Here is a 19375-nt window from a genome sequence, read left to right on the forward strand (position 1 = left end):
TTCTGTCGGGCCTGCGCTGAATGCGCGCCTCGTGGAACGCGCCCCAAAGGACGAGGGGGCAAGTTTGCAATGCTTCGCCACATCCGCCACTGCGCCGACCAGACGATTGCGGCACGGTGTTCCAGGTCGTTGTGCAATGGATAAGAAAGTCAGGCTCTGGCCCTGGGCTGCCAGTGCCGCGCCGCAGGGGCCTGCAAGCCGAACCTGCCCTAAATCATTTCGGGCAACCGTCTTGATCGTGGGCCCATGGTTTCAATCGGCCTGAAAACGCGCCGACGAAATCTGTGCCCGGAGTGGGGCCGTGGATCTCGCTTTACTTCCGGCTTGTACTATCCGGCTGGCCCATTTCGGCTTTCGGTTCCCAGCACCTTCATTTCCAGCCAGTGGAACATCATGGCAATAATACCGGCAACGAGAATGTAGAATACGGCCAGCAGGATGAGCGGCTCGTAGATGATGAACGTGTCGGACCGCACCCGCGATGACACGGCATAGATATCCACCACCGTAATCGTGGCGACCAAGGGCGTCGCCTTCAACTGGAGGATGGTTTCACCGCCCAGGGTGGGCAGAACGTTGCGGATTGCCTGCGGCAGCCAGATGCGGCGGAACATCGTCAGCCTGGGCATGCCAAACGCCTTTGCCGCCTCCAGCTGACCTTTGGCGACGCCTTTGAAGGCTCCGCGCATTACCTCACCTTCATAGCCGGCATAGGAAAGCGTTAGTGCCAGCACCGCATAAGGCCAGGCCTGACGCAGATACGGCCAAAGCTCGGATGATCGTATCCAGGGGAATTGAGGGAACAATGAGCCGAGGCCATAATACAGCAACCAAAGCTGCAAAAGCAGGGGTGTGCCCCGAATGATGGTGCAAAACGCCTTGGCGGGAGCCGCAAGATACCAGGGCCCAACGGCCTGGGCCAACCCGAGTGGTACGGCCAGCAGAAACCCGAGAACGACGGTGACAACAAGCAGCCAGAGCGTGGTCCAGATTCCGTGCAACGTAAGCGGTGCGTATTTTGGCAACCAGTCCCATCGCAAAGACATGGCACACCAGATCACGATCCCGGCAAAGATCAGCATCATCACGATACGATGGGGTTGCATCAAAGACCTGAGATCGATCATCTGCCACCTCCTTTCAGAGAAGGTTGACCGCGACGCGCCCATTTTTCGATCCGCGCGAAGATGGCGCCCGAAAACAGGGTGACCATGAGATAGAGAAAACCCGCCGCCAGAAAGAAGGTGAAATAGGCGCGTGTGCTGCTGGCGGCCTGCCGGGTTTCCAGTGTCAGTTCATTGAATCCCACGACCGCGAGCAGGGCGGTGTCCTTGGTGGCGATCAGCCACAAGTTGGCCAGACCGGGTACGGCAAAGCTCATCATGGCGGGGATCGTCACGCGGCGCATGGTCATGAAGGCGGGCATCCCGTAGGATTTGGCGGCCTCGATCTGTCCGGGTGGAACCGCCTGAATGGCTCCGCGCAGGATCTCGGTTGCATATGCGCCCTGAACGACGCCCAGAACCCAGATGCCCGCAGCGACGCCATTGACCTCGACCCGTCCTCCGCCCATTGCAGCAGAGATTTTGTTGATGATGTCAGATCCCACGTAATACAGGATCAGAATCAGGACCAGTTCCGGAACGGCCCGGATCACGGTCGTGTAGATGGCAAGAAGATCGCGCGTGACCTTCCCGCCGTAAAGCTTGCCATAGGCTCCGAACAATCCGATCACGAGGCCGAGCGCATATGCACCAAAAGCGATCTGCAATGAGTGGGACAATCCGCGCAGCAGATTGCCCCCCCAACCCGGTGGCGACAGCGACAGAAGCTCTGCGCTCTGCGCCAATCCAAGCGATTCCAACAGTCCGGTCACGGCAGCCGCTTAGTAGATGCTGGCCGAGAAATAGTTCGAAGTGATCTTCTCGTGCGTTCCATCGGCAAGAATTGCCGCGATGCCTTTGTTCAGCGCCGCAAGCAGGTCATCATCGCCCTTGCGAACACCGGCACCAACGCCCCGGCCCAGGATGGCCGGATCATCTGCGACGGCGCCCTTGATTTCACAGCATGCCCCGGCATCCGAGTTCACGAAGTCCGCCATGGCGATACTGTCGGCCTGAGTGGCGTCAATACGACCTGCGAACAAGTCCTGGTTGGCCTCATCCTGCGTCTGATAAACCTTCAGTTCGGAATCCTTGAAATATTCCTGCGCATAAGCCTGGTGGATGGTCGACGCCTGAACGCCGACAACCTTACCGGCCAGCGACTCGGGGGTCGCTTCGATATCCATCGATTTGTCCGCGACGATGACGGCAGGTGTGTTGTAGTAAGGATCGCTGAAATCAATGGTTTTCAGCCGCTCTTCGGTGATCGACATAGACGCCATGATGGCGTCGATCTGCTGTCCGGTCAGCGACGGGATGATACCATCCCAGGCGACCGGCGTGATGACACAGTCAAGTTCCGCAGCGGCGCAGACCGCATTGATGACATCGATTTCCCAGCCGACCCAATTGCCTGAACTGTCCAGCGACGCGAATGGCGGGTAAGGTTCGGCCGCGATGCCGATCTTGACCTCTTCTGCACTGGCGATACCAGCCGAAAGGACAGCGGCGGCAAGGCCGGACGCGAGCAGTTTCTTGACGTTCATTTTGATACTCCCTTTTGGTTCATTTTGTTTTGTTTTTTAGGTTCAGGCGACCGAACTGAGGAACTGCTTCAGGCGCTCTGATTTCGGGTTTCCGAAGACCTCGGCAGGTGGGCCCTGCTCTTCGATGCGGCCCTCGAAGAGATATACAACGTGGTCTGCGACTTCGCGTGCGAATTTCATTTCATGGGTGACAAGCAGCATTGTGCGCCCTTCGGCGGCAAGATCGCGGATCACGGTCAGAACTTCGCCAACAAGCTCGGGATCAAGCGCCGACGTCGGTTCATCGAAAAGCATCACCGAAGGATCGACCGCAAGCGCCCGGGCAATGGCGGCGCGCTGTTGCTGACCACCCGAAAGATAGGCCGGATAGGTGTCGGCCTTGTCGCCAAGGCCCACCCGCGTCAGCAGCTCGTGCGCCCGCGCGATCGCCTGGGCCTTTGGCACCTTGAGCACATGCACCGGCACTTCGATCACGTTCTCAAGAAGTGTGCGATGTGTCCACAGATTGAACTGCTGGAAAACCATGGCCAGACGCGTGCGGATACGTTCGATCTGGCGGCGGTTGGACGGGCTGCCATCGGTGTGCATTTCAACCGGTTCCCCGCCGATGGTTATCTTTCCGGAACTCGGCGTTTCCAGAAAGTTGATGCAGCGCAGCATGGTGGATTTGCCCGAGCCTGAGCCCCCGATAATGGCAACAACATCCCCCTTGTTTGCGGTCAGGGATACGCCTTTCAAAACCTCCAGCGTGCCAAAGGATTTGTGCAGATCCTCAACCTTGATCGCCTCATCGGGCGTGGTTGTTTCGGGTGCGGGTGAAACTGCTTTGGCTGTGTCCATATCCAAGAATCTTCTGATTTCAGCTTGCAGTAAGCCCCGAATCTCGCAATTATGCAAGTGTATAATAACTCCGTGCCATGGATGACACTGACGTGCAGGACGACAGCCGCAAATTCAAACGTGAGTCTGCCGAGTTTCGCCGCGAGGCGCTGATTCTGGCGACTTTGGACCTGATCGCCGAGATGGGCGTTCGGGGTGCCACGGTGCGCGAGATCGCAGCCCGCGCGAATGTGACCCAAGGTTTGATCCGGCACTATTTCTCATCCAAGGACGAACTGGTTCAGGCGGCGTATGAGCACCACATGAATACGTTGACGGACCAGACCGCGGCGTCATCAGGAACCGGAAGCGCGGTTTCTCAGTTGACCAACTTCGTGGACGCGTCACTGCGACCGCCGGTCGTCGATCCAAGCGCCGTGGCGTTGTGGGCGGGTTTCCTGAACAAAGTGCAGCATGACCCGAAAATGCAGCGCATTCACCAGCGAACCTATGACTATTTCCGGGATCACCTCGAGAAGCTGATCGTCGCGGCATTGCAGGAAACCGGGCGTTCGGTTGATGCGTCAGAGGCAATGCAACTGGCCATCGCCTGCAACGCGGTGATCGACGGCCTGTGGCTTGAAGGGGGCGCGCTTCCGGATGCGTTTTGCGAAGGCCATCTGGCGCGGATCGGTTTGGATTCCGTCAGCGCCATCGTCGGGATTCCATTGACCAAAGAGGTGGAGCAGTCATGAAAACCACATCGGTGACAGAACGGTTGGCGGGCTTGGGTGGCGCCAAATGGGGCGTACATCTGAAAGCCCGCGACCTTATAAAGGCCGGAGCGAACATCGTCGAGATGACGATTGGAGAACCGGACGTGCCGGTGCCGGACGCGCTGGTCGAAGCCACCGTTGCATCATTGCGGGCGCAGCGGACAGGGTACTCCAACGGGCGCGGTGAAGCAGGGCTGCTTGACGCGCTGGCTGCGCGCTATTCTGTCTCTTGCGGGCGGGCTTTCGAGCCCGGGAATTTTCTGTGCTTTCCCGGCACGCAAACCGCCTTGTTTGCAGCCATGGCCGGGGTCGCCGAGGCGGGCGACGAAGTTCTGGTCGGCGATCCGTTGTACGCGACCTATGAAGGTGTTGTTCGTGCATCCGGGGCCGAGATGGTGCCCGTACCGCTGCGGCCCGAGAAAGGGTTTCGCATGCAGGCCGCAGATATCGCGGCCCGCATCACTCCGCGCAGCCGCGCCATTCTTCTGACAACGCCGCATAACCCGACGGGCGCGATTCTGACCGCCGCGGACATTGCCGAGATCGGGCAACTGGCGATTGCGCGTGATTTGTGGATCATCTCGGACGAGGTCTATGAAGAACTGATCTTTGACGGTGCCCGATTTGTTTCACCATTGGCAGATCCGGAACTGGCGGATCGTGTTATTGGCGTATCATCCATCTCGAAATCTCATGCCGCTCCGGGGTTCCGCAGTGGCTGGTGTGTCGGGCCCGCCCCGTTCTGCGAGGCGTTGCTGCCCTATTCCGAGACCATGCTTTTTGGCAATCAACCGTTCATCGCGGACATGACCGAAAAGGCGATCCGTGACGGATCCGAGGTTGCCCCCGGTATGGCCGCTCGCTTTTCTGGCCGCGCCACCCTGTTGGCCGATCGTCTTGAAGCCGAAACGGATCTGACTGTTCACCGGCCCGAGGCGGGAATGTTCGCACTCATCAATGTCTCTGCCACCGGGCTGGATGGCGAAGCCTATGCCTGGGATCTGCTGCAGGCCGGGGTGGCCGTCATGCCGGGATCCGCCTTTGGTGACAGCCTTAAGGACTGGGTGCGGGTTGCTTTGACGATCAATGACACGGACTTTGGTACCGCGGTTTCCCGTATCATCGAACACGCCAACAGCAAATCACGCGAGGTCGCATGAGCAGTATGACAATTGGCGAAGCTCTGGTTGCCGGGCTGCGCCAGCGGGATGTGACCTGCGTCTTCGGAATTCCGGGCGTTCACACGGTGGAACTGTATCGAGGGCTTGCCGCTTCGGGCATACGACATGTGACGCCCAGACACGAACAGGGGGCGGGTTTCATGGCCGATGGCTATGCCCGTGTGTCGGGTAAACCGGGTGTTGCCTTTGTGATCACCGGCCCCGGACTGACCAATACGCTGACGCCGATGGCGCAGGCGCGGGCCGATTCAATACCGATGCTGGTGGTGTCCGGCGTCAACAAAACCGGATCGCTTGGCAAGGGTTTGGGGCATCTGCACGAATTGCCAGACCAAATCGGGTTGGCGAAAACGGTTGCGTTGGTGTCCGAACAGGTCACCGGCCCCAGCGCTCTGGCCCCAGTTTTGGACCGCGTTTTTCACGGCCTCAGCAATGGTCGCTGCGGGCCGGCGCATATCGAGGTTCCGTTGGATGTCGCAGCGGCGGACTATCAGGAAACAGCAATCGAGACGCCTAACCCTGATCCTCCGGTCAGCCCGGCATTGATCAGGCAGGCCGCAGGGCAACTGGCTGAGGCAAAGAAAGTCGTCATTCTGGCGGGCGGCGGCGCGAAACGTGCCGAGGCGGGATTGCAGGCACTGGCCGAAGCTCTGGATGCTCCGGTTGTGCAAACCGTCAACGCGCGCGGCCTGATGCACGGACATGCTCTGACCGTTCCGGCCAGCCCCAGCCTGAACGCGGTGCGCGCATTGTTGGAAAGCGCCGATTGCGTACTGGCCTTGGGAACCGAGCTGGGGCCAACCGATTATGACATGTATGCCACCGGTCAGTTTGCGAAACTGCCAAACCTGATACGGGTTGATCGGTGCCGCGATCAGCTTTCGCGGCATGAGGCAGCGATTGCCATTCAAGGTGACGTTGGGTTGGTATTGCCAGCGCTGTGTCAGGCCCTGCCGCAGAGGGCACGGCAAAGCGACGGTGCGGACCGTGCCAGAAAAACGCGCGATGCGGCCTGGCAGGAGATTGGTCCGGATTATCGCCAACAGGTGGAGATACTGAATGCGATGCGCTCGGCGTCTCCGGATTCTCTGATGGTCGGGGATTCCACCCAGCCCATTTACGCCGGCAATCTTTACTATGATCACGACCGGGCAGGTGGCTGGTTCAATGCGGCAACGGGGTATGGTGCGCTTGGCTATGGCATACCCGCAGCCATCGGTGCGTCGATTGCCGATCCAACGGCGCGGGTAATATGCATCGTCGGCGATGGCGGGGCGCAGTTTTCAATGCCGGAAGCAATGGCCGCGGTAGACGAAAACCTGCCGGTCACGTTCGTGATCTGGAACAATCACGGGTACCGGGAAATCGCCACATCGATGCAGGATGCAGGCGTGACGGTCATTGGATGTGACCCCACACCCCCCGATTTTGCAGCAACGGCCAGATCCTTTGGCATTCCACACACCCGGGTTCCCGACAAGCCGCAGGCCGTCGCGCATGCATTACGCGAAACTGCCGCCCTGGGCGGACCCGCGATGATCGAAGTCACCGCCCGAAAATTCGAACCTCAGAGAGATTGAAACATGTCAGACCCGACTTTTGAGTTTTCCCGCGCCATCACCCGCCGCCCGGCACCGACCATCGCTGACGGATTGCGCGCAGAAGATATCGGAAACCCGGATTTCGATGGGATGACGGCCGCGCATGGGGCATACGTGGCAGCACTGAAAAGCACCGGGGCCGAGGTGATCGAGCTTGATCCCCTGGATGCGTTCCCAGACGCGCAGTTTGTGGAAGATACGGCCCTGTGCCTGCCGCAGGGCGCTGTGCTCATGCGGCCGGGCGCGCCTTCGCGAATGGGGGAAGTGGCCGAGATCGCCCCGGCACTGCGGGCCTGTTATGAAACGGTCACACAGATCAATGGTCCCGGCCATATCGAGGGTGGAGACATCCTTGTAACCGGCAGCGAAATTCTTGTGGGCCGGTCAGACCGCACTGACGCGGAAGGTGTTGAGGAACTGGCGAAAATCACCTCGGAATGGAGTCACAAACTGCGGGAAGTGTTCACGCCCGAGGGCGTTTTGCACTTCAAAACGGATTGTTCGCTGATGGACGCCGAGACGATCCTTGCGACCCGGCGATTGGACGCTTCGGGCTGCTTTAAAGGCTACCGGGTGCTGCATGTTGCTGACGGAGAGGAAGCAGCGGCAAACGCGATCCGGTTCAACAATCTGGTGCTGATGGCCGCTGGTTTCCCACGCACCGCAGAGATGCTGGACCGCGAAGGATATGAGGTCATTGAAATTGACAATACCGATTGTGCAAAGCTTGATGGTGGCATGTCCTGTCTTTCATTAAGGTTCTGAGGGGCAGCTGCAGGGTTCAGATCCCAGTGAATTCGGCAGGTCGCGTGTTGATGGTTCGAAAGACAGGCGGTGAACAAGCTTGATTTCTTACGGTTGACCGGCGCGCAGGTGGCACTGTTTGAACCCTGTTTGCCAAAGCCCAATGGCTGGGCCCCGCGGCAAGGGTCGGCGGGTCCTGAGTAGGATTGTCTTCCTTGTTCGCATCGGATCGTGCACCGCCGCTGCCATTGCTGCACATTGCGCGCGCACCGGTGTCTGGCCCGCTCTAATGGCCCGAATTCGGAAGCGCCAGAACACTCGTGAGTGTTGCCGTTGTTGCCAGCACCACCAACACCATCAATGCCTCAACCTCGATAGAGCGGGCGAGGCGTTGCGCTGCCTTGACCTCTCCACCTTGCATGGCCGGAACAAATCGGAGCTTGTTTGCGGCGGCAAGAAACAACAGCAGTGCCACAAAAAACACTTTGAGCAACAACGACTGCCCGTAGCCAGTGAACAGAAGCCCTTGGAGATTGCCGACAAGCAACCAGGCCATCCAAAGGCCCGCCACGATCAATGCCGGCACAAGCCAAGTGGCAGCTTGCCCAAAGACATGACCGAGTTCAGCAGCATCCTTCAGGTGTTCAGGAGCAAGGGCCATATTCCGCAGCGGGCTGAAGATGCCCACCCAGAAAGCTACACATAACAAGTGCAGCAGGAGAAGGAGCTGGATACCAAAGCTCTCCAGTTCCGGCACGTGCCCGATCTGCGCAAACGACCACAGAGCGATCGTGCCACCCAACAGCGCGATCCACTGACCAAAGCGAGGAACGGACAGCCCCACAAGGATCAACGCTGCGCCCGCAAGACGGTAAACAAGTGCGTCGCCCACGGATGTCTGCCACAGCAGGCCAAGCATCTTCGGATCGACCATGCCGTCAACCCCGCCTGTCAAGGCGGCTCCACGAAGCAAGAAGCCAACTGCTGTCGCGACAAGAGCAAGCCATGCCAAGGCCCTGGCCTGACGTGTCATCGCAAGGTTCACCGGCGCGACAAGGCCGGAATAGAGGCATCCAACAATCACAAGCCCGGCAGAGCCCGCAAAGCCGATGTAGAGCACCAGCTTTGCGAGGATCGCGGCAATCGCCCAGATGTCTGGCATGCTCATTCCACGGTAAAGGAAAACGCGCCCTGTATCGCATGGCCGTCTTCACCCAAACCCCGCCATTCGATGACATAGGTCCCCGTTCCATTGCTCGGCAGTGGGATCGTGAACGCCTGACTGAAACTTGTCTGGTCGCCCAAATCCAGGCTTACTGCCGAGTGTTCTTCATGGGCCATCTCTATCCGTGTCAGCCGGATGTTTTTTGAGAAGTCGAGGCCAATTTCAGCGGGCACAGTGGTTATCGTGGCGCCGTTGGCAGGGGTTGTTCCTTCAATTTTGGAATGCGCCAGTGCGCCGTTGGCAAGCGCAACCATAAGCGCGAATGTCATGATCTTCTTCATTGGGTTACCCTCAGTTTATTCCGTTGGCACGCTGGATTTCGCGAATGTAGGCGATCACCATGGCAACGTCACCTCGTGTCAGGCCCTCCACGGGGGGCATGTCGCCAAACTGCCAATGGTGGCTTCTTACACCTTGTGAAACCGCCCTGTGAAAGGCTTCATCAGCGTGGTGACTGGGTTCGTAAATTTTGTGGATCAGAGGCGGCCCGGCGCCCTCTACGCCGACCGCATTGGCGCCGTGGCATGACGCGCATGAGACCTCAAAAACACGCTGTCCGATTGCGGCATTGCCTTCGATGGCCGGCATCTGAATTGCGACCATGGCGTCGCCTGTGCGTGTTTCATGCGGTGCGGCCTCTTCAATTGCGCCGGAGCGAAGAGTTATGAAGGCGGCGACGGCAGCGACAGCGCATGCGCCGATTAGCAAGTGACTTTTTTTCATGGATTGGTCCTGACATTTTGGAAGCTGGCAACGCTGCGGCACATCGCGAACAACCGCACGTGCTGGTCGCTTACATCCGCAGGGATTTGTGCTGCTTCAAAGGTCAGGGGGCCTGTAGAGTGCGTCTGGTTCACTCAGCTTGACTTGAGTTCCAACATGGAACTCCGGGTCAGTATCACGCCGACCCTTGGCAACTTCACTGACTTGGAACGGCAATGCAACGGCTTGGCAGATAAAGGGATTGCACTTTCCGGTTTCGGAACTCTCCGGGTCATGATGATGACCTGAAGCCGAGACGTCACCGCTCGTTGCCAATGCAGAGTGTTCGGAAGGTTGCATATGGTGCTCACAGTGAAGGCCCACACAACCATTCGACAGCGCGTGCGCAACACCGCCAAGGCCAGTCAGGATGACCAGAACGCCAACCAATAGAACAAGTGAATATCGCCGGATGACCATGGTGCTGGACGTTACTGCACGCAAGCGCACGATACAACGCCACACAATTCATCGCCCCGAAACAGGGTCGCTCAATTGTGGTCTGCTATGCAAAAAAAAGCAAACCGTGACTGCGATGCGGTTTTGTGCGCTGCATTCTCACCATAGTCTTCATGGCCCAATTTGCAGTATCGGATGGTATCAATCATGCGCTCCCTCTGAGACTCACTGAAAGGGCCGAGTTTATCCCGCGCGCCTTTGTTCTTGCCAAAGCACTCATGAGACCCCGGGCATCATTGTGCGTAGTTCATGCCCGACTGTTATTTGTGCTTCTTTATTGCGTCGCCGCACGCTGCAAGACGCCGTGCCAGAGTACCAGCCTCTTTAGGGCATCGTGTACGCAAAGACATACGAAGGGTCCCACGTGTTGTGCTTGGTCTAGTGCGGGGTTTTGGAGTTGTCTCGGGCAGTGGTCAACGGAAGTAGTAGATGCCGTGTCGGGACAGTGAGAGATACGCATGCAGCTTCATTTTGTGTCACACCTGTGTGTCACACCGCTCTAATGCTTGCTATCTAGTTGTTCTGTTGGGTTTTGGTGGAGCCTAGGGGAGTCGAACCCCTGACCTCTTGCATGCCATGCAAGCGCTCTCCCAACTGAGCTAAGGCCCCATCTAGGTACCGCTGATGCGGTGGACGGACGTTTAGGAGACAGTGACGACGAGTGCAAGTCCAAAAATGGAATCGAACGCGAATTTCCGCACCAAGCTGTCCGTGGAACGAAAAAGGCGACGCTGTGGTCGCCTTTGACTTGATCAGTTTTCGTCTTCCGAAGACATGTCGGTGATATCATCCAGCGAAACGTCATCACTGGTGTCATCATCGTCATCCAGCAGATCATCATCCAGTTCGACGTCGACAGAGTCGTCGTCATCCAGTACCAGCTCCCCATCCGACGCGTTTTCACGCGCTTTGACCGAGGCGGCATCTTCTGCATCCGCCGCGATCATGCGGCTTTTGGATGTTTCAAGCTCCACGATCTCGCCAGTGTAGGGGCTGATGATCGGGTCCTTGTTCAGGTCGTAGAATCGCTTACCGGTGGTCGGGCAAACGCGCTTTACGCCCCATTCTTCCTTGGGCATGTCAAATCCCCTTGATATCAGGTGAGTCGTCTAAATGATTCAGCTCACCTGCCACAGGCAGAGAGCACTGTCAAAGTCTTTGCGCAAGAGAGGTCGCGATATGGGAGAGCACGCATTGCCAGGGACACCGCCGGTGCCGCTGAGGCTGCGCAAATCCGCCCGGGCGCGGCGCATAAGTTTGCGAATTTCTCAGCTGGACGGCCGGGTTACGCTGACCTATCCGGTCGGTGTGCCTGAATCCGAGGCGCTGAGTTTCGCACGTACCAAGGAAGAGTGGATTCGTCAGCATTTGCAGGACAGGCCGGAAACGGCCGTGGCGCAGTTCGGACAGAAGATACCGATTGAAGGGGTTGTCCGGCGAATCGTGCCCGCCAAGGGTCGGCGTGTTCAGTTGATGGCGGACGAGGTCGCAGTGCCCGAAGGGGCCGAGGCGCGCAGATTGGCCCGGTTTCTGAAGGAATTGGCGCGAGACCGATTGATTGGCGCGTGTGATGATTACGCGGCAATGCTGGGGCGGTCGTACAGCACGCTCAGCCTGCGCGACACGCGGTCACGCTGGGGATCATGCAGTTCGCAGGGTGGCTTGATGTTCTCGTGGCGGCTCATCCTCGCGCCGTCCGAGGTGCTGCACTATGTGGCCGCGCACGAGGTGGCGCATCTTGTCGAGATGAACCACTCGCCCGCGTTCTGGGAACAGGTGGAACGCATTTTCGGCCCCTGTCAGCAGCCCCGCCGCTGGTTGCGTGACAATGGGGCAGAGTTGCATCGTTACAGGTTTGACGCAAAGCCGAGTTGACCTTGCGCAGATTTGTGATCACATAAGCGGATGTTGAGCACACGCCCGTCTGACACCCAAACTGCCACTCATGACCGGGTGTACCGGGTCCTGAGATCTCGAATCATGCATGGTGAGATGGCGCCGGGACACGCGCTGACCTTGCGTGGCATCGGCAAGGAATTCGGCGTCTCGATGACCCCGGCGCGGGAGGCCGTGCGCCGTCTGGCCGCCGAGGGCGCTTTGTTCCTGTCCAATTCCGGCCGGGTCTCGACACCTGAATTGACCAACGACCGGATAGAAGAATTGGCGGCGTTGCGCGCGTTGCTGGAAGTCGAGCTGGCCAGCCGGGCTTTGCCCCGGGCGCATATTGCGCTGATCGACCGGTTGCAGACCATCAACATGACCGTTGCCGAGATGGTGACCAAGCGGGACGCGGTTGGGTACATCCGCTCAAATCTGGAATTTCATCGCACCCTGTACCTGCGGGCTCAGGCGCCCGCGATGCTGGCCATTGCCGAAACGGTCTGGCTGCAACTCGGGCCGACGATGAGGGCGCTTTACGGGCGTCTCAGGCGCACTGAGCCACCGCATTATCACAAGCTGATCATTGCTGCCCTCAAGGCCGGGGACGAACCGGGTTTGCGCCTGGCGGTCCGTTCGGACGTGACGCAGGGATTGCGCTTGCTGGTGAGCTGAGCGGCATCCCGCCGACATTCCCGCGCCCACTGCGCAAGGTTTCACCGTTCTGGCCTGTTCAACCCGACTGGGTTACTCTTGAGGCAAATCACAAACAAGAGCAGACCACAGCCATGATCACTCGACGGACTTTTTCCATTTGCCTTGGATCAACATTGTTGGCCGCCTGCACGCGTGGCGGTGCGCCATCCAGCGCGCCTGCATCGCGTATGCGAGCTGTTCCCAACGCGGGTTGGGATGCCTGGGTTGCCGGGTTCAAGGGCAGGGCGGCATCGCAAGGTATTTCACAATCCACGATTGATCGCGCTTTTCAGGGGGCAGGGTACCTGCCCGATGTCATCGAGCGTGACCGCAATCAGGTAGAGTTCAAGCGTTCGCTCGAAGACTACCTGGCCATTGCCGCCTCGGACGAGCGGATCAGCACCGGCCAGAAGATGCTGCGGCAATACAACGGGACGCTGTCGCAGATCGAGGCGCAGTACGGGGTGGACAAGGAAATCGTCGTTGCAGTGTGGGGGCTGGAAAGCCGCTATGGCGCGCGTCGGGGCGATGTGCCCGTTGTATCAGCTCTGTCGACGCTGGCCTATGACGGGCGGCGTGGTCAGTTCTTTGAAAGCCAGTTGATCGCGGCGCTCAAGATTCTTCAGAATGGTGACACCACGCCTGACAAGATGACCGGCAGCTGGGCCGGTGCGATGGGGCACACGCAATTCATTCCAACCTCTTACCTGGCCTATGCCGTGGATTTCACCGGCGACGGGCGGCGCGATATCTGGTCGGACGATCCGACGGATTCGCTGGCTTCGACCGCTGCTTACCTGTCACGCGCAGGCTGGGTGCGGGGGCAGCCCTGGGGGGGCGAGGTCGGAACCGTTTCCGGTACACCGGTCGACGTGCTGCAACCACAGAAACCCGGGCCGCGCATTGCCGTCTTCCGCAATTTTCAGGTCATCAAGCGCTATAACAATTCGGACAATTACGCGATCGGGGTCGGTCATCTGGCGGACAGAATCGCCGGTGGCGCGCCGTTTCAGGCCTCGTTCGGGCCAGATGCAAACGGTCTGACATTGGACGACCGCAAGGAATTGCAACGGCGGCTGACATCCCAAGGGTATGATACGAAAGGCGCGGATGGGGTGATCGGCAAAAACACGACGTCTGCCATCAGCGCGTATCAAAGCGCCAATGGCCTAGCGGTCACCGGAGAACCTTCGGTTGCGTTGTTGCGCAGGTTGGGCGGCTGACGGTTACGCCGCCAACCCTTTCGAGCCGATGTCGAGGAATTTTTGACGGCGGTCCTGTATCAGGGTCGCCGCGTCTTTGCCGTCCAGTTCCGCCAGCATATCGGTAAGAGCCGCGCGAACAGCCTCGACGGCGGCCGGACGATCGCGATGCGCGCCGCCCTTGGGTTCAGGGATGATCCGGTCGCAAACGCCAAGCTTGTGAAGATCCTGAGCGGTCAGACGCAGCGCCTCGGCCGCTTCACGCATCTTTTCTGCATCTTTCCAAAGGATCGATGCGCAACCTTCCGGCGAGATCACCGAATAGACCGAGTGTTCCAGCATTGCCACGCGGTTGGCGGTGGCAAAGGCCACGGCCCCGCCCGAGCCGCCTTCGCCGATGATGACCGACACCAGGGGCACGCCGATCTTCAGACACATCTGGGTCGAGCGGGCAATCGCTTCGGATTGACCGCGTTCCTCGGCGCCTTTGCCGGGATAGGCGCCGGCGGTATCGATCAGGGTGATCACCGGCAGGCCGAACCGCCCGGCCATCTCCATCAGGCGGACTGCCTTGCGATAGCCTTCGGGACGGGCCATGCCGAAATTGCGTTCGATCCGCGATTTGGTATCGCTGCCTTTTTCATGGCCGATCACCATGACGGGTTGATCGTTGAAACGTGCAAGCCCGCCGATCACGGCCAGATCATCGGCAAAATTGCGATCTCCGGCCAAAGGGGTGAATTCGGTGAACAGGGCATCGACGTAATCGCTGCAATGCGGGCGTTCCGGGTGTCGGGCGACCTGGCATTTCCGCCATGGGGTCAGATCGGCGTAAAGCTCATCCAGAAGCTTGGCGGCCTTGGCGTCCAACGCGGCGGCTTCTTCGGTTACGTCCATCTCTTCGTTGGTTCGGGCCAACGCACGCAACTCTTCAGCCTTGCCTTCAATTTCAGCCAGCGGTTTTTCGAAATCCAGATACTGGGTCATGACGCCTCTCAACGCGAAAGTTCCCTGCTATATGGCCTGACGGTGCTCCGGATGCAACTCGGCAAGATCCGAGTGGTGAAGATGTTCGATTTCAGATGGGCGAATGGAAAAACGGATACTGATGGCCGCCGCCAAGAAAGACCCCGCGCTGCGCGTTCTGACCTGCACCCACGACAATCTAACGCGGCGTCTGACCCTGTACCCACCCGAAACCGCGCCCGAGAATGTGTTGGCCGAAACCTGTCTGGGTCAACTGGGCCAGAGAACGGGATAGAGCGAAGCCACAAGCAGCACCGCCATTGTCCAGTTGAACGCACCCAGCCTGCGCGGGTTCGTTAGCACCCGCGACATCTGCTGCCCCAGAAAGGTCCATGTGCTCACCGATGGCAGATTGACCGCCCCGAAAACCAACGCCACAAGCGCAATCGCATGCAGGGTCTGACTGGGCGTGTAAGCGGTTGTGGCGGTCAGGGCCATGGCCCAGGCTTTGGGGTTCACCCACTGAAAGGCGGCGGCTTGCAGAAACGTCATGGGTGTCCCCGCTGCCAAATCGCCTGTGGCTGGCGCGGCATGCGCGATCTTCCATGCCAGATAGAGCAGATAGATCACCGACACGACCTTCAGCACTGAATAGCTGACCGGGTACCGGTCAAAGACCTGAACCAGCCCTGCACCGACCAGCAACACCATGAGCGTGAAGCCAAGGCCAATGCCCAGCATATGCGGGATCGAACGCCGAAAGCCGAAATTCGCACCCGATGCCATCAGCATCAGATTGTTCGGCCCGGGCGTAATGGATGTCACGAAGGCAAAAGCGATGAGCGCCAGAAGGATGTCGTAAGTCATGCTGCGAAGTATCGTCTGACCGGCAGCAAATGAAATTGCTTTTTCGTGCGCGTTTCCGCTATTTCTGCAACTTATGATGAAGAATGATCAGATAAATCGCCAGATATTGCAGGAACTGACCCGCGATGGGCGCATCAGCAATCTGGAATTGGCCGAACGGGTCGGGCTGTCTCCGTCCGCCTGCCTGCGTCGCGTTCAAGAGTTGGAAAAGGCCGGCGTGATCACCGGTTATCGAGCGGTTCTGAACCCGGCCGCGATGGGTGTCGGCTTTGTCGCCTATATCGGGGTCGGTCTTGGTGAACACACGAAAGCGGCGCAGGAGGGGTTTGAGCGTGCCCTGCAACAAGCCCCCGAAGTGGTCGAATGCCACAACATCACCGGTACGATCGAATACCTGCTGCGCGTCGAATGCGCCGATCTGCCGTCCTACAAGACCTTCCATACCGAGGTGCTGGGAACGCTGCCTCATGTCACGTCGATCACATCCTATGTGGTCATGGGGTCACCCAAGGATCTGCGTGCGTAGCCACTGGAAATGTGAAGCCACACTCTCTTGCAGCGCAAATTTTCAGGGCCTAGTGTCTTTGTAATGACGCTGCCAGGGGATACGCCCAGCCAAAACGGCACGCAAACAGGGAGATTACGATGAAACTCGTTCGAACAGTGGCGACCGCAGTTGCCATGTCGGTCATTGCCGGGGCCGCTTTGTCTGCCCCGCTGAAACTGCAACCCGCCAATCCACAGCCGTCTCCGAAGGCGGGTTTGAATGTCAAATACTTCGGTACAGGCAATCAGCACAAGAAGATCCGGGATTTGAGTCAGGCAAAAAGCATGCTGTCTAAGGCGAAGCCCGGAAAGCCGTTGCGCGGGTTGGATTACCGGGACACCAGCAAGGGTGAGGATGTCTTGACCTTCGACCAGGCCTACAACGTTGCCGCCGAGGTCACGGGATATATGCGGTTTGACTCGCCGGGCGTTTACGAGCTGGAAACGTGGTCGAATGACGGTATAGAGGCTTGGGTTGGCGGTCAGCAGATTGGCCGGGTAAATGGCATTCAGGGCTGTGAAGCCAATCAACGCACCGAAGTGGAAGTGCCCAAGGCGGGTTGGTATCCACTGAAGATCGTCTATTTCCAGAAACTGGGAACCTCTTGCCTGATGATGAAGTCAGGAAAGAAGGGGGAACGCTTCACATGGACGCCCAATGACGTTTTTGGCCGTTGAAGAATTCATGAAAGGGCGCTCGATCGAGCGCCCTTTTTTGGGGGCTTAGCTGCCCGCCGCAATCAGTTCGGCCTGCGCCACGATGACTTCGGCCTGCTTGATTGAGGCGATGTCGACAAGGCGGCCTTTATAGACGGTTGCGCCCTCACCGTTTGCTTTGGCCTGTTCCATTGCGGCCAGGATTTCGCGGGCCTCGGAAACGGCCTCATCCGACGGGGTAAAGACCTGATTGGCCAGTGCAATCTGCTTGGGATGGATCGCCCATTTGCCGACCATACCCAGCGTGGCCGAGCGTTTCGCCTGAGCGATGTACCCTTCATCATCGCTGAAATCCCCGAATGGCCCATCCACTGGCAGCACCCCATGGGTGCGGCACGCTGCAACGATGGCGGCTTGGGCCCAGTGCCACGGGTCAGACCAGTGTTTTTCGCCGTCACGCAGCATATAGTAGTTTTCCTGTGTGCCGCCGATGCCCGTGGTCTGCATCCCCATCGAGGCCGCAAAATCTGCAGCCCCAAGGCTCATGGCCTGCAAACGGGGCGAGGAGGCTGCGATCTCTTCCACATGCGCGATACCGGCAGCGGATTCGATAATGACCTCGAAGCTGATAGGTTTGGTCCGGCCCTTGGCGCGTTCAATGGCGGTGACAAGGGCATCCACGGCATAGACATCCGATGCGCAGCCGACTTTGGGAATCATGATCTGGTCCAGACGGTCGCCTGCCTGCTCCAACACGTCGACAACGTCACGATACCAATAGGGGGTATCTAATCCGTTGATGCGAACGGACATGTATTTGCTGCCCCAATCAACAGTGTTCAGGGCTTCGATGACATTGGCGCGGGCGATGTCCTTGTCCGAAGGCGCAACCGAATCCTCGAGGTCAAGGTTGATCACATCCGCAGCAGAAGCTGCCATTTTCGGGAACAGTTTGGTATTCGATCCCGGACCAAACAGTTGGCAGCGATTGGGTCGTGCAGGCGCGGCGGGTTGGATGCGAAAGCTCATCTGGACCTCGTGTGGGTAATGAAATTGCGATTTTCTTGCCCAATGAGGTATTAAATTGCGCAACCTGACGCAAGGGAGATTGTGCATCTGCGGCAATGCGGTTGCAGAATGCTGCGTGCCAGCGGCTGGGAAGTGGTGATTAAAGTTTAATCACTTTGGAAGCTTCGAATAATTTTGCGCCTTTAGTGTCAATGGTGCAAGAAACTCGCGTACCCGCCGTGTTGGGCGGATCAAAACGCGAAACGCTCGTTTAAACGCTTCTCTAGCTTGGGCGGGAATCAAAGGAGTGACCGCAATGATCGAGACACCGTACCTGCTGTTTTTGGGCGATGCGCCCGACCAATTGGCGGCCAAAGTGGCTGTGGGCATCAAGGATTGGCGCCCGGAAAACGCCGTCGGCCAATATCGTATGGACGGCTGCAAAGCTGATCTGGGCCTGAAGGATATGACCCTGACCGAGGCCAAAGCGGCCGGCGCAAAAACGCTGGTTATCGGTGTCGCCAACCGTGGCGGCGTCATCAGCCAGGAATGGAAAAAGGTTCTGGTCATGGCGCTTGAGGAAGGGTTTGACCTGGCCTCTGGCCTGCACAACCTGTTGCGCGACGAGCCCGATCTGGTGGCGGTGGCCGAAGCAACGGGGCGAAAGCTGCACGACGTGCGTGTACCCGAGGTCGATTACCCGATCGCCAACGGGATCAAGCGCAGGGGCAAACGTTGTCTGGCCGTCGGCACCGACTGCTCTGTGGGCAAGATGTACACTGCAATGGCGATGGATGCCGAAATGCGCAAGCGTGGTATGAAGTCGACCTTCCGCGCGACCGGCCAGACGGGCATTCTGATCACCGGCGATGGCGTGCCGCTGGACGCCGTTGTTGCGGATTTCATGGCCGGCTCGATCGAATGGCTGACACCTGACAACGATGACGACCACTGGGATCTGATCGAAGGTCAGGGATCGCTGTTCCATGTGTCCTATTCCGGCGTGACTATGGCGCTGATTCACGGCGGCCAGCCCGACGCGCTGATCCTGAGCCATGAACCGACCCGCGCGCACATGCGCGGTCTGCCGACCTATCAGCTGCCGACGCTCGAAACCCTGCGCGACACCGCGCTGGCCCTGGCCAAAGTGGCGAACCCGGATTGTCAGGTCGTCGGCGTTTCGGTCAACACGCAGCACATGTCCGAAGAGGACGCGACAGTATATCTGGCCAAGATCGAAGCAGATATGGGGCTTCCGGCGACCGATCCGTTCCGGTTCGGCTCGGGCAAGTTGGTGGACGCGCTGGCCGCGATGTGATCCAACCGGCCCGCCGGTGG

Annotated in this window: 22 protein-coding genes and 1 tRNA gene; 11 read left to right on the forward strand and 12 right to left on the reverse strand. The window is 58.8% G+C overall.

What is annotated here, in order from left to right; all coding sequences use genetic code 11:
* Positions 1 to 329: 329 nt before the first annotated feature.
* The 4 genes from ACR0A2_RS06580 to ACR0A2_RS06595 are packed head-to-tail and all read right to left on the reverse strand — an operon-like array spanning position 330 to position 3490.
* The gene (locus ACR0A2_RS06580; RefSeq protein WP_480834528.1) at positions 330 to 1127 is read right to left on the reverse strand and encodes an ABC transporter permease; all 798 of its coding nucleotides are present in this window, start codon (positions 1125 to 1127) and stop codon (positions 330 to 332) included.
* Positions 1124 to 1876: an ABC transporter permease gene (locus ACR0A2_RS06585; RefSeq protein WP_152459071.1), complete on the reverse strand. Its 753-nt coding sequence runs from the start codon at positions 1874 to 1876 to the stop codon at positions 1124 to 1126. Before ACR0A2_RS06585 ends, ACR0A2_RS06580 begins: the two co-directional genes overlap by 4 nt.
* A 9-nt stretch (positions 1877 to 1885) precedes the next feature.
* Positions 1886 to 2650, reverse strand: a complete 765-nt coding sequence (locus tag ACR0A2_RS06590; protein WP_171634594.1) for a transporter substrate-binding domain-containing protein — start codon at positions 2648 to 2650, stop codon at positions 1886 to 1888.
* A 42-nt stretch (positions 2651 to 2692) separates the two neighbouring features.
* The gene (locus ACR0A2_RS06595) at positions 2693 to 3490 is read right to left on the reverse strand and encodes an ABC transporter ATP-binding protein (RefSeq protein WP_480834529.1); all 798 of its coding nucleotides are present in this window, start codon (positions 3488 to 3490) and stop codon (positions 2693 to 2695) included.
* Between the two features lie 77 nt (positions 3491 to 3567).
* Here ACR0A2_RS06595 and ACR0A2_RS06600 point away from each other — a divergent pair, with 77 nt between their 5' ends.
* The 4 genes from ACR0A2_RS06600 to ACR0A2_RS06615 are packed head-to-tail and all read left to right on the forward strand — an operon-like array spanning position 3568 to position 7792.
* Positions 3568 to 4224, forward strand: a complete 657-nt coding sequence (locus tag ACR0A2_RS06600; RefSeq protein WP_480834530.1) for a TetR/AcrR family transcriptional regulator — start codon at positions 3568 to 3570, stop codon at positions 4222 to 4224.
* Positions 4221 to 5405 carry a pyridoxal phosphate-dependent aminotransferase gene (locus ACR0A2_RS06605; RefSeq protein WP_480834531.1) on the forward strand — a complete coding sequence of 395 codons (1185 nt, stop codon included), beginning with the start codon at positions 4221 to 4223 and terminating at the stop codon, positions 5403 to 5405. Before ACR0A2_RS06600 ends, ACR0A2_RS06605 begins: the two co-directional genes overlap by 4 nt.
* Positions 5402 to 7006 (forward strand): 5-guanidino-2-oxopentanoate decarboxylase, encoded by a 1605-nt coding sequence (locus tag ACR0A2_RS06610; RefSeq protein ID WP_480834532.1) that lies wholly within the window; start codon positions 5402 to 5404, stop codon positions 7004 to 7006. The genes ACR0A2_RS06605 and ACR0A2_RS06610 overlap by 4 nt, the downstream gene beginning before the upstream one ends.
* Before the next feature lie 3 nt (positions 7007 to 7009).
* Positions 7010 to 7792 (forward strand): dimethylarginine dimethylaminohydrolase family protein, encoded by a 783-nt coding sequence (locus ACR0A2_RS06615; protein WP_480834533.1) that lies wholly within the window; start codon positions 7010 to 7012, stop codon positions 7790 to 7792.
* A 265-nt stretch (positions 7793 to 8057) separates the two neighbouring features.
* Here the strand turns inward: ACR0A2_RS06615 and ACR0A2_RS06620 are convergent, their stop codons facing one another.
* The 5 genes from ACR0A2_RS06620 to ACR0A2_RS06640 all read right to left on the reverse strand — a co-directional run bounded on the left by ACR0A2_RS06620 (position 8058) and on the right by ACR0A2_RS06640 (position 11296).
* Positions 8058 to 8939 (reverse strand): copper resistance D family protein, encoded by an 882-nt coding sequence (locus ACR0A2_RS06620; protein WP_480834534.1) that lies wholly within the window; start codon positions 8937 to 8939, stop codon positions 8058 to 8060.
* Complete coding sequence (locus ACR0A2_RS06625; protein WP_480834535.1) at positions 8936 to 9277, reverse strand: copper resistance CopC family protein; 342 nt, start codon at positions 9275 to 9277, stop codon at positions 8936 to 8938. Before ACR0A2_RS06625 ends, ACR0A2_RS06620 begins: the two co-directional genes overlap by 4 nt.
* A 10-nt stretch (positions 9278 to 9287) precedes the next feature.
* Positions 9288 to 9719 carry a c-type cytochrome gene (locus ACR0A2_RS06630; RefSeq protein WP_480834536.1) on the reverse strand — a complete coding sequence of 144 codons (432 nt, stop codon included), beginning with the start codon at positions 9717 to 9719 and terminating at the stop codon, positions 9288 to 9290.
* Between the two features lie 1031 nt (positions 9720 to 10750).
* Positions 10751 to 10826, reverse strand: a tRNA-Ala gene (locus ACR0A2_RS06635).
* 143 nt (positions 10827 to 10969) lie between these two features.
* Positions 10970 to 11296 (reverse strand): TIGR02300 family protein, encoded by a 327-nt coding sequence (locus tag ACR0A2_RS06640; RefSeq protein ID WP_171118864.1) that lies wholly within the window; start codon positions 11294 to 11296, stop codon positions 10970 to 10972.
* Positions 11297 to 11396: 100 nt separating this feature from the next.
* Here ACR0A2_RS06640 and ACR0A2_RS06645 point away from each other — a divergent pair, with 100 nt between their 5' ends.
* The 3 genes from ACR0A2_RS06645 (at position 11397) to ACR0A2_RS06655 (ending at position 14014) form a co-directional block, all read left to right on the forward strand.
* Complete coding sequence (locus ACR0A2_RS06645; RefSeq protein WP_480834537.1) at positions 11397 to 12092, forward strand: M48 family metallopeptidase; 696 nt, start codon at positions 11397 to 11399, stop codon at positions 12090 to 12092.
* A 30-nt stretch (positions 12093 to 12122) separates the two neighbouring features.
* Positions 12123 to 12770 carry a GntR family transcriptional regulator gene (locus ACR0A2_RS06650; protein ID WP_480446085.1) on the forward strand — a complete coding sequence of 216 codons (648 nt, stop codon included), beginning with the start codon at positions 12123 to 12125 and terminating at the stop codon, positions 12768 to 12770.
* A 113-nt stretch (positions 12771 to 12883) separates the two neighbouring features.
* The gene (locus tag ACR0A2_RS06655) at positions 12884 to 14014 is read left to right on the forward strand and encodes a lytic murein transglycosylase (protein ID WP_480834538.1); all 1131 of its coding nucleotides are present in this window, start codon (positions 12884 to 12886) and stop codon (positions 14012 to 14014) included.
* Between the two features lie 3 nt (positions 14015 to 14017).
* On the opposite strand, the gene ACR0A2_RS06660 is transcribed toward ACR0A2_RS06655, so the two are convergent.
* The gene (locus ACR0A2_RS06660) at positions 14018 to 14980 is read right to left on the reverse strand and encodes an acetyl-CoA carboxylase carboxyltransferase subunit alpha (RefSeq protein WP_152459042.1); all 963 of its coding nucleotides are present in this window, start codon (positions 14978 to 14980) and stop codon (positions 14018 to 14020) included.
* Between the two features lie 103 nt (positions 14981 to 15083).
* Here ACR0A2_RS06660 and ACR0A2_RS06665 point away from each other — a divergent pair, with 103 nt between their 5' ends.
* Positions 15084 to 15254 (forward strand): hypothetical protein, encoded by a 171-nt coding sequence (locus tag ACR0A2_RS06665; RefSeq protein ID WP_171118860.1) that lies wholly within the window; start codon positions 15084 to 15086, stop codon positions 15252 to 15254.
* Here ACR0A2_RS06665 and ACR0A2_RS06670 read toward each other — a convergent pair.
* On the reverse strand, positions 15230 to 15826 hold the full coding sequence (locus tag ACR0A2_RS06670; protein WP_171168988.1) for a LysE family translocator: 597 nt from the start codon (positions 15824 to 15826) through the stop codon (positions 15230 to 15232). The genes ACR0A2_RS06665 and ACR0A2_RS06670 overlap by 25 nt on opposite strands.
* Before the next feature lie 73 nt (positions 15827 to 15899).
* On the opposite strand from ACR0A2_RS06670, the gene ACR0A2_RS06675 reads away from it, so the two are divergent.
* Both ACR0A2_RS06675 and ACR0A2_RS06680 read left to right on the forward strand, forming a co-directional pair.
* Entirely contained in the window at positions 15900 to 16352 is a 453-nt protein-coding gene (locus tag ACR0A2_RS06675; RefSeq protein WP_171118856.1) for an Lrp/AsnC family transcriptional regulator, read from the forward strand.
* A 119-nt stretch (positions 16353 to 16471) separates the two neighbouring features.
* A complete protein-coding gene (locus ACR0A2_RS06680; RefSeq protein ID WP_171229028.1) occupies positions 16472 to 17050 on the forward strand; it encodes a PA14 domain-containing protein in 579 nt (192 codons plus the stop codon).
* Positions 17051 to 17095: 45 nt separating this feature from the next.
* Here the strand turns inward: ACR0A2_RS06680 and ACR0A2_RS06685 are convergent, their stop codons facing one another.
* A complete protein-coding gene (locus ACR0A2_RS06685; RefSeq protein WP_152459038.1) occupies positions 17096 to 18058 on the reverse strand; it encodes an L-malyl-CoA/beta-methylmalyl-CoA lyase in 963 nt (320 codons plus the stop codon).
* A gap of 295 nt (positions 18059 to 18353) precedes the next feature.
* On the opposite strand from ACR0A2_RS06685, the gene dgcN reads away from it, so the two are divergent.
* The gene (gene dgcN / locus ACR0A2_RS06690; protein WP_171229026.1) at positions 18354 to 19355 is read left to right on the forward strand and encodes an N-acetyltransferase DgcN; all 1002 of its coding nucleotides are present in this window, start codon (positions 18354 to 18356) and stop codon (positions 19353 to 19355) included.
* The last annotated feature ends 20 nt before the right edge of the window (positions 19356 to 19375 follow it).

This window comes from Ruegeria sp. H8 (assembly GCF_056532905.1).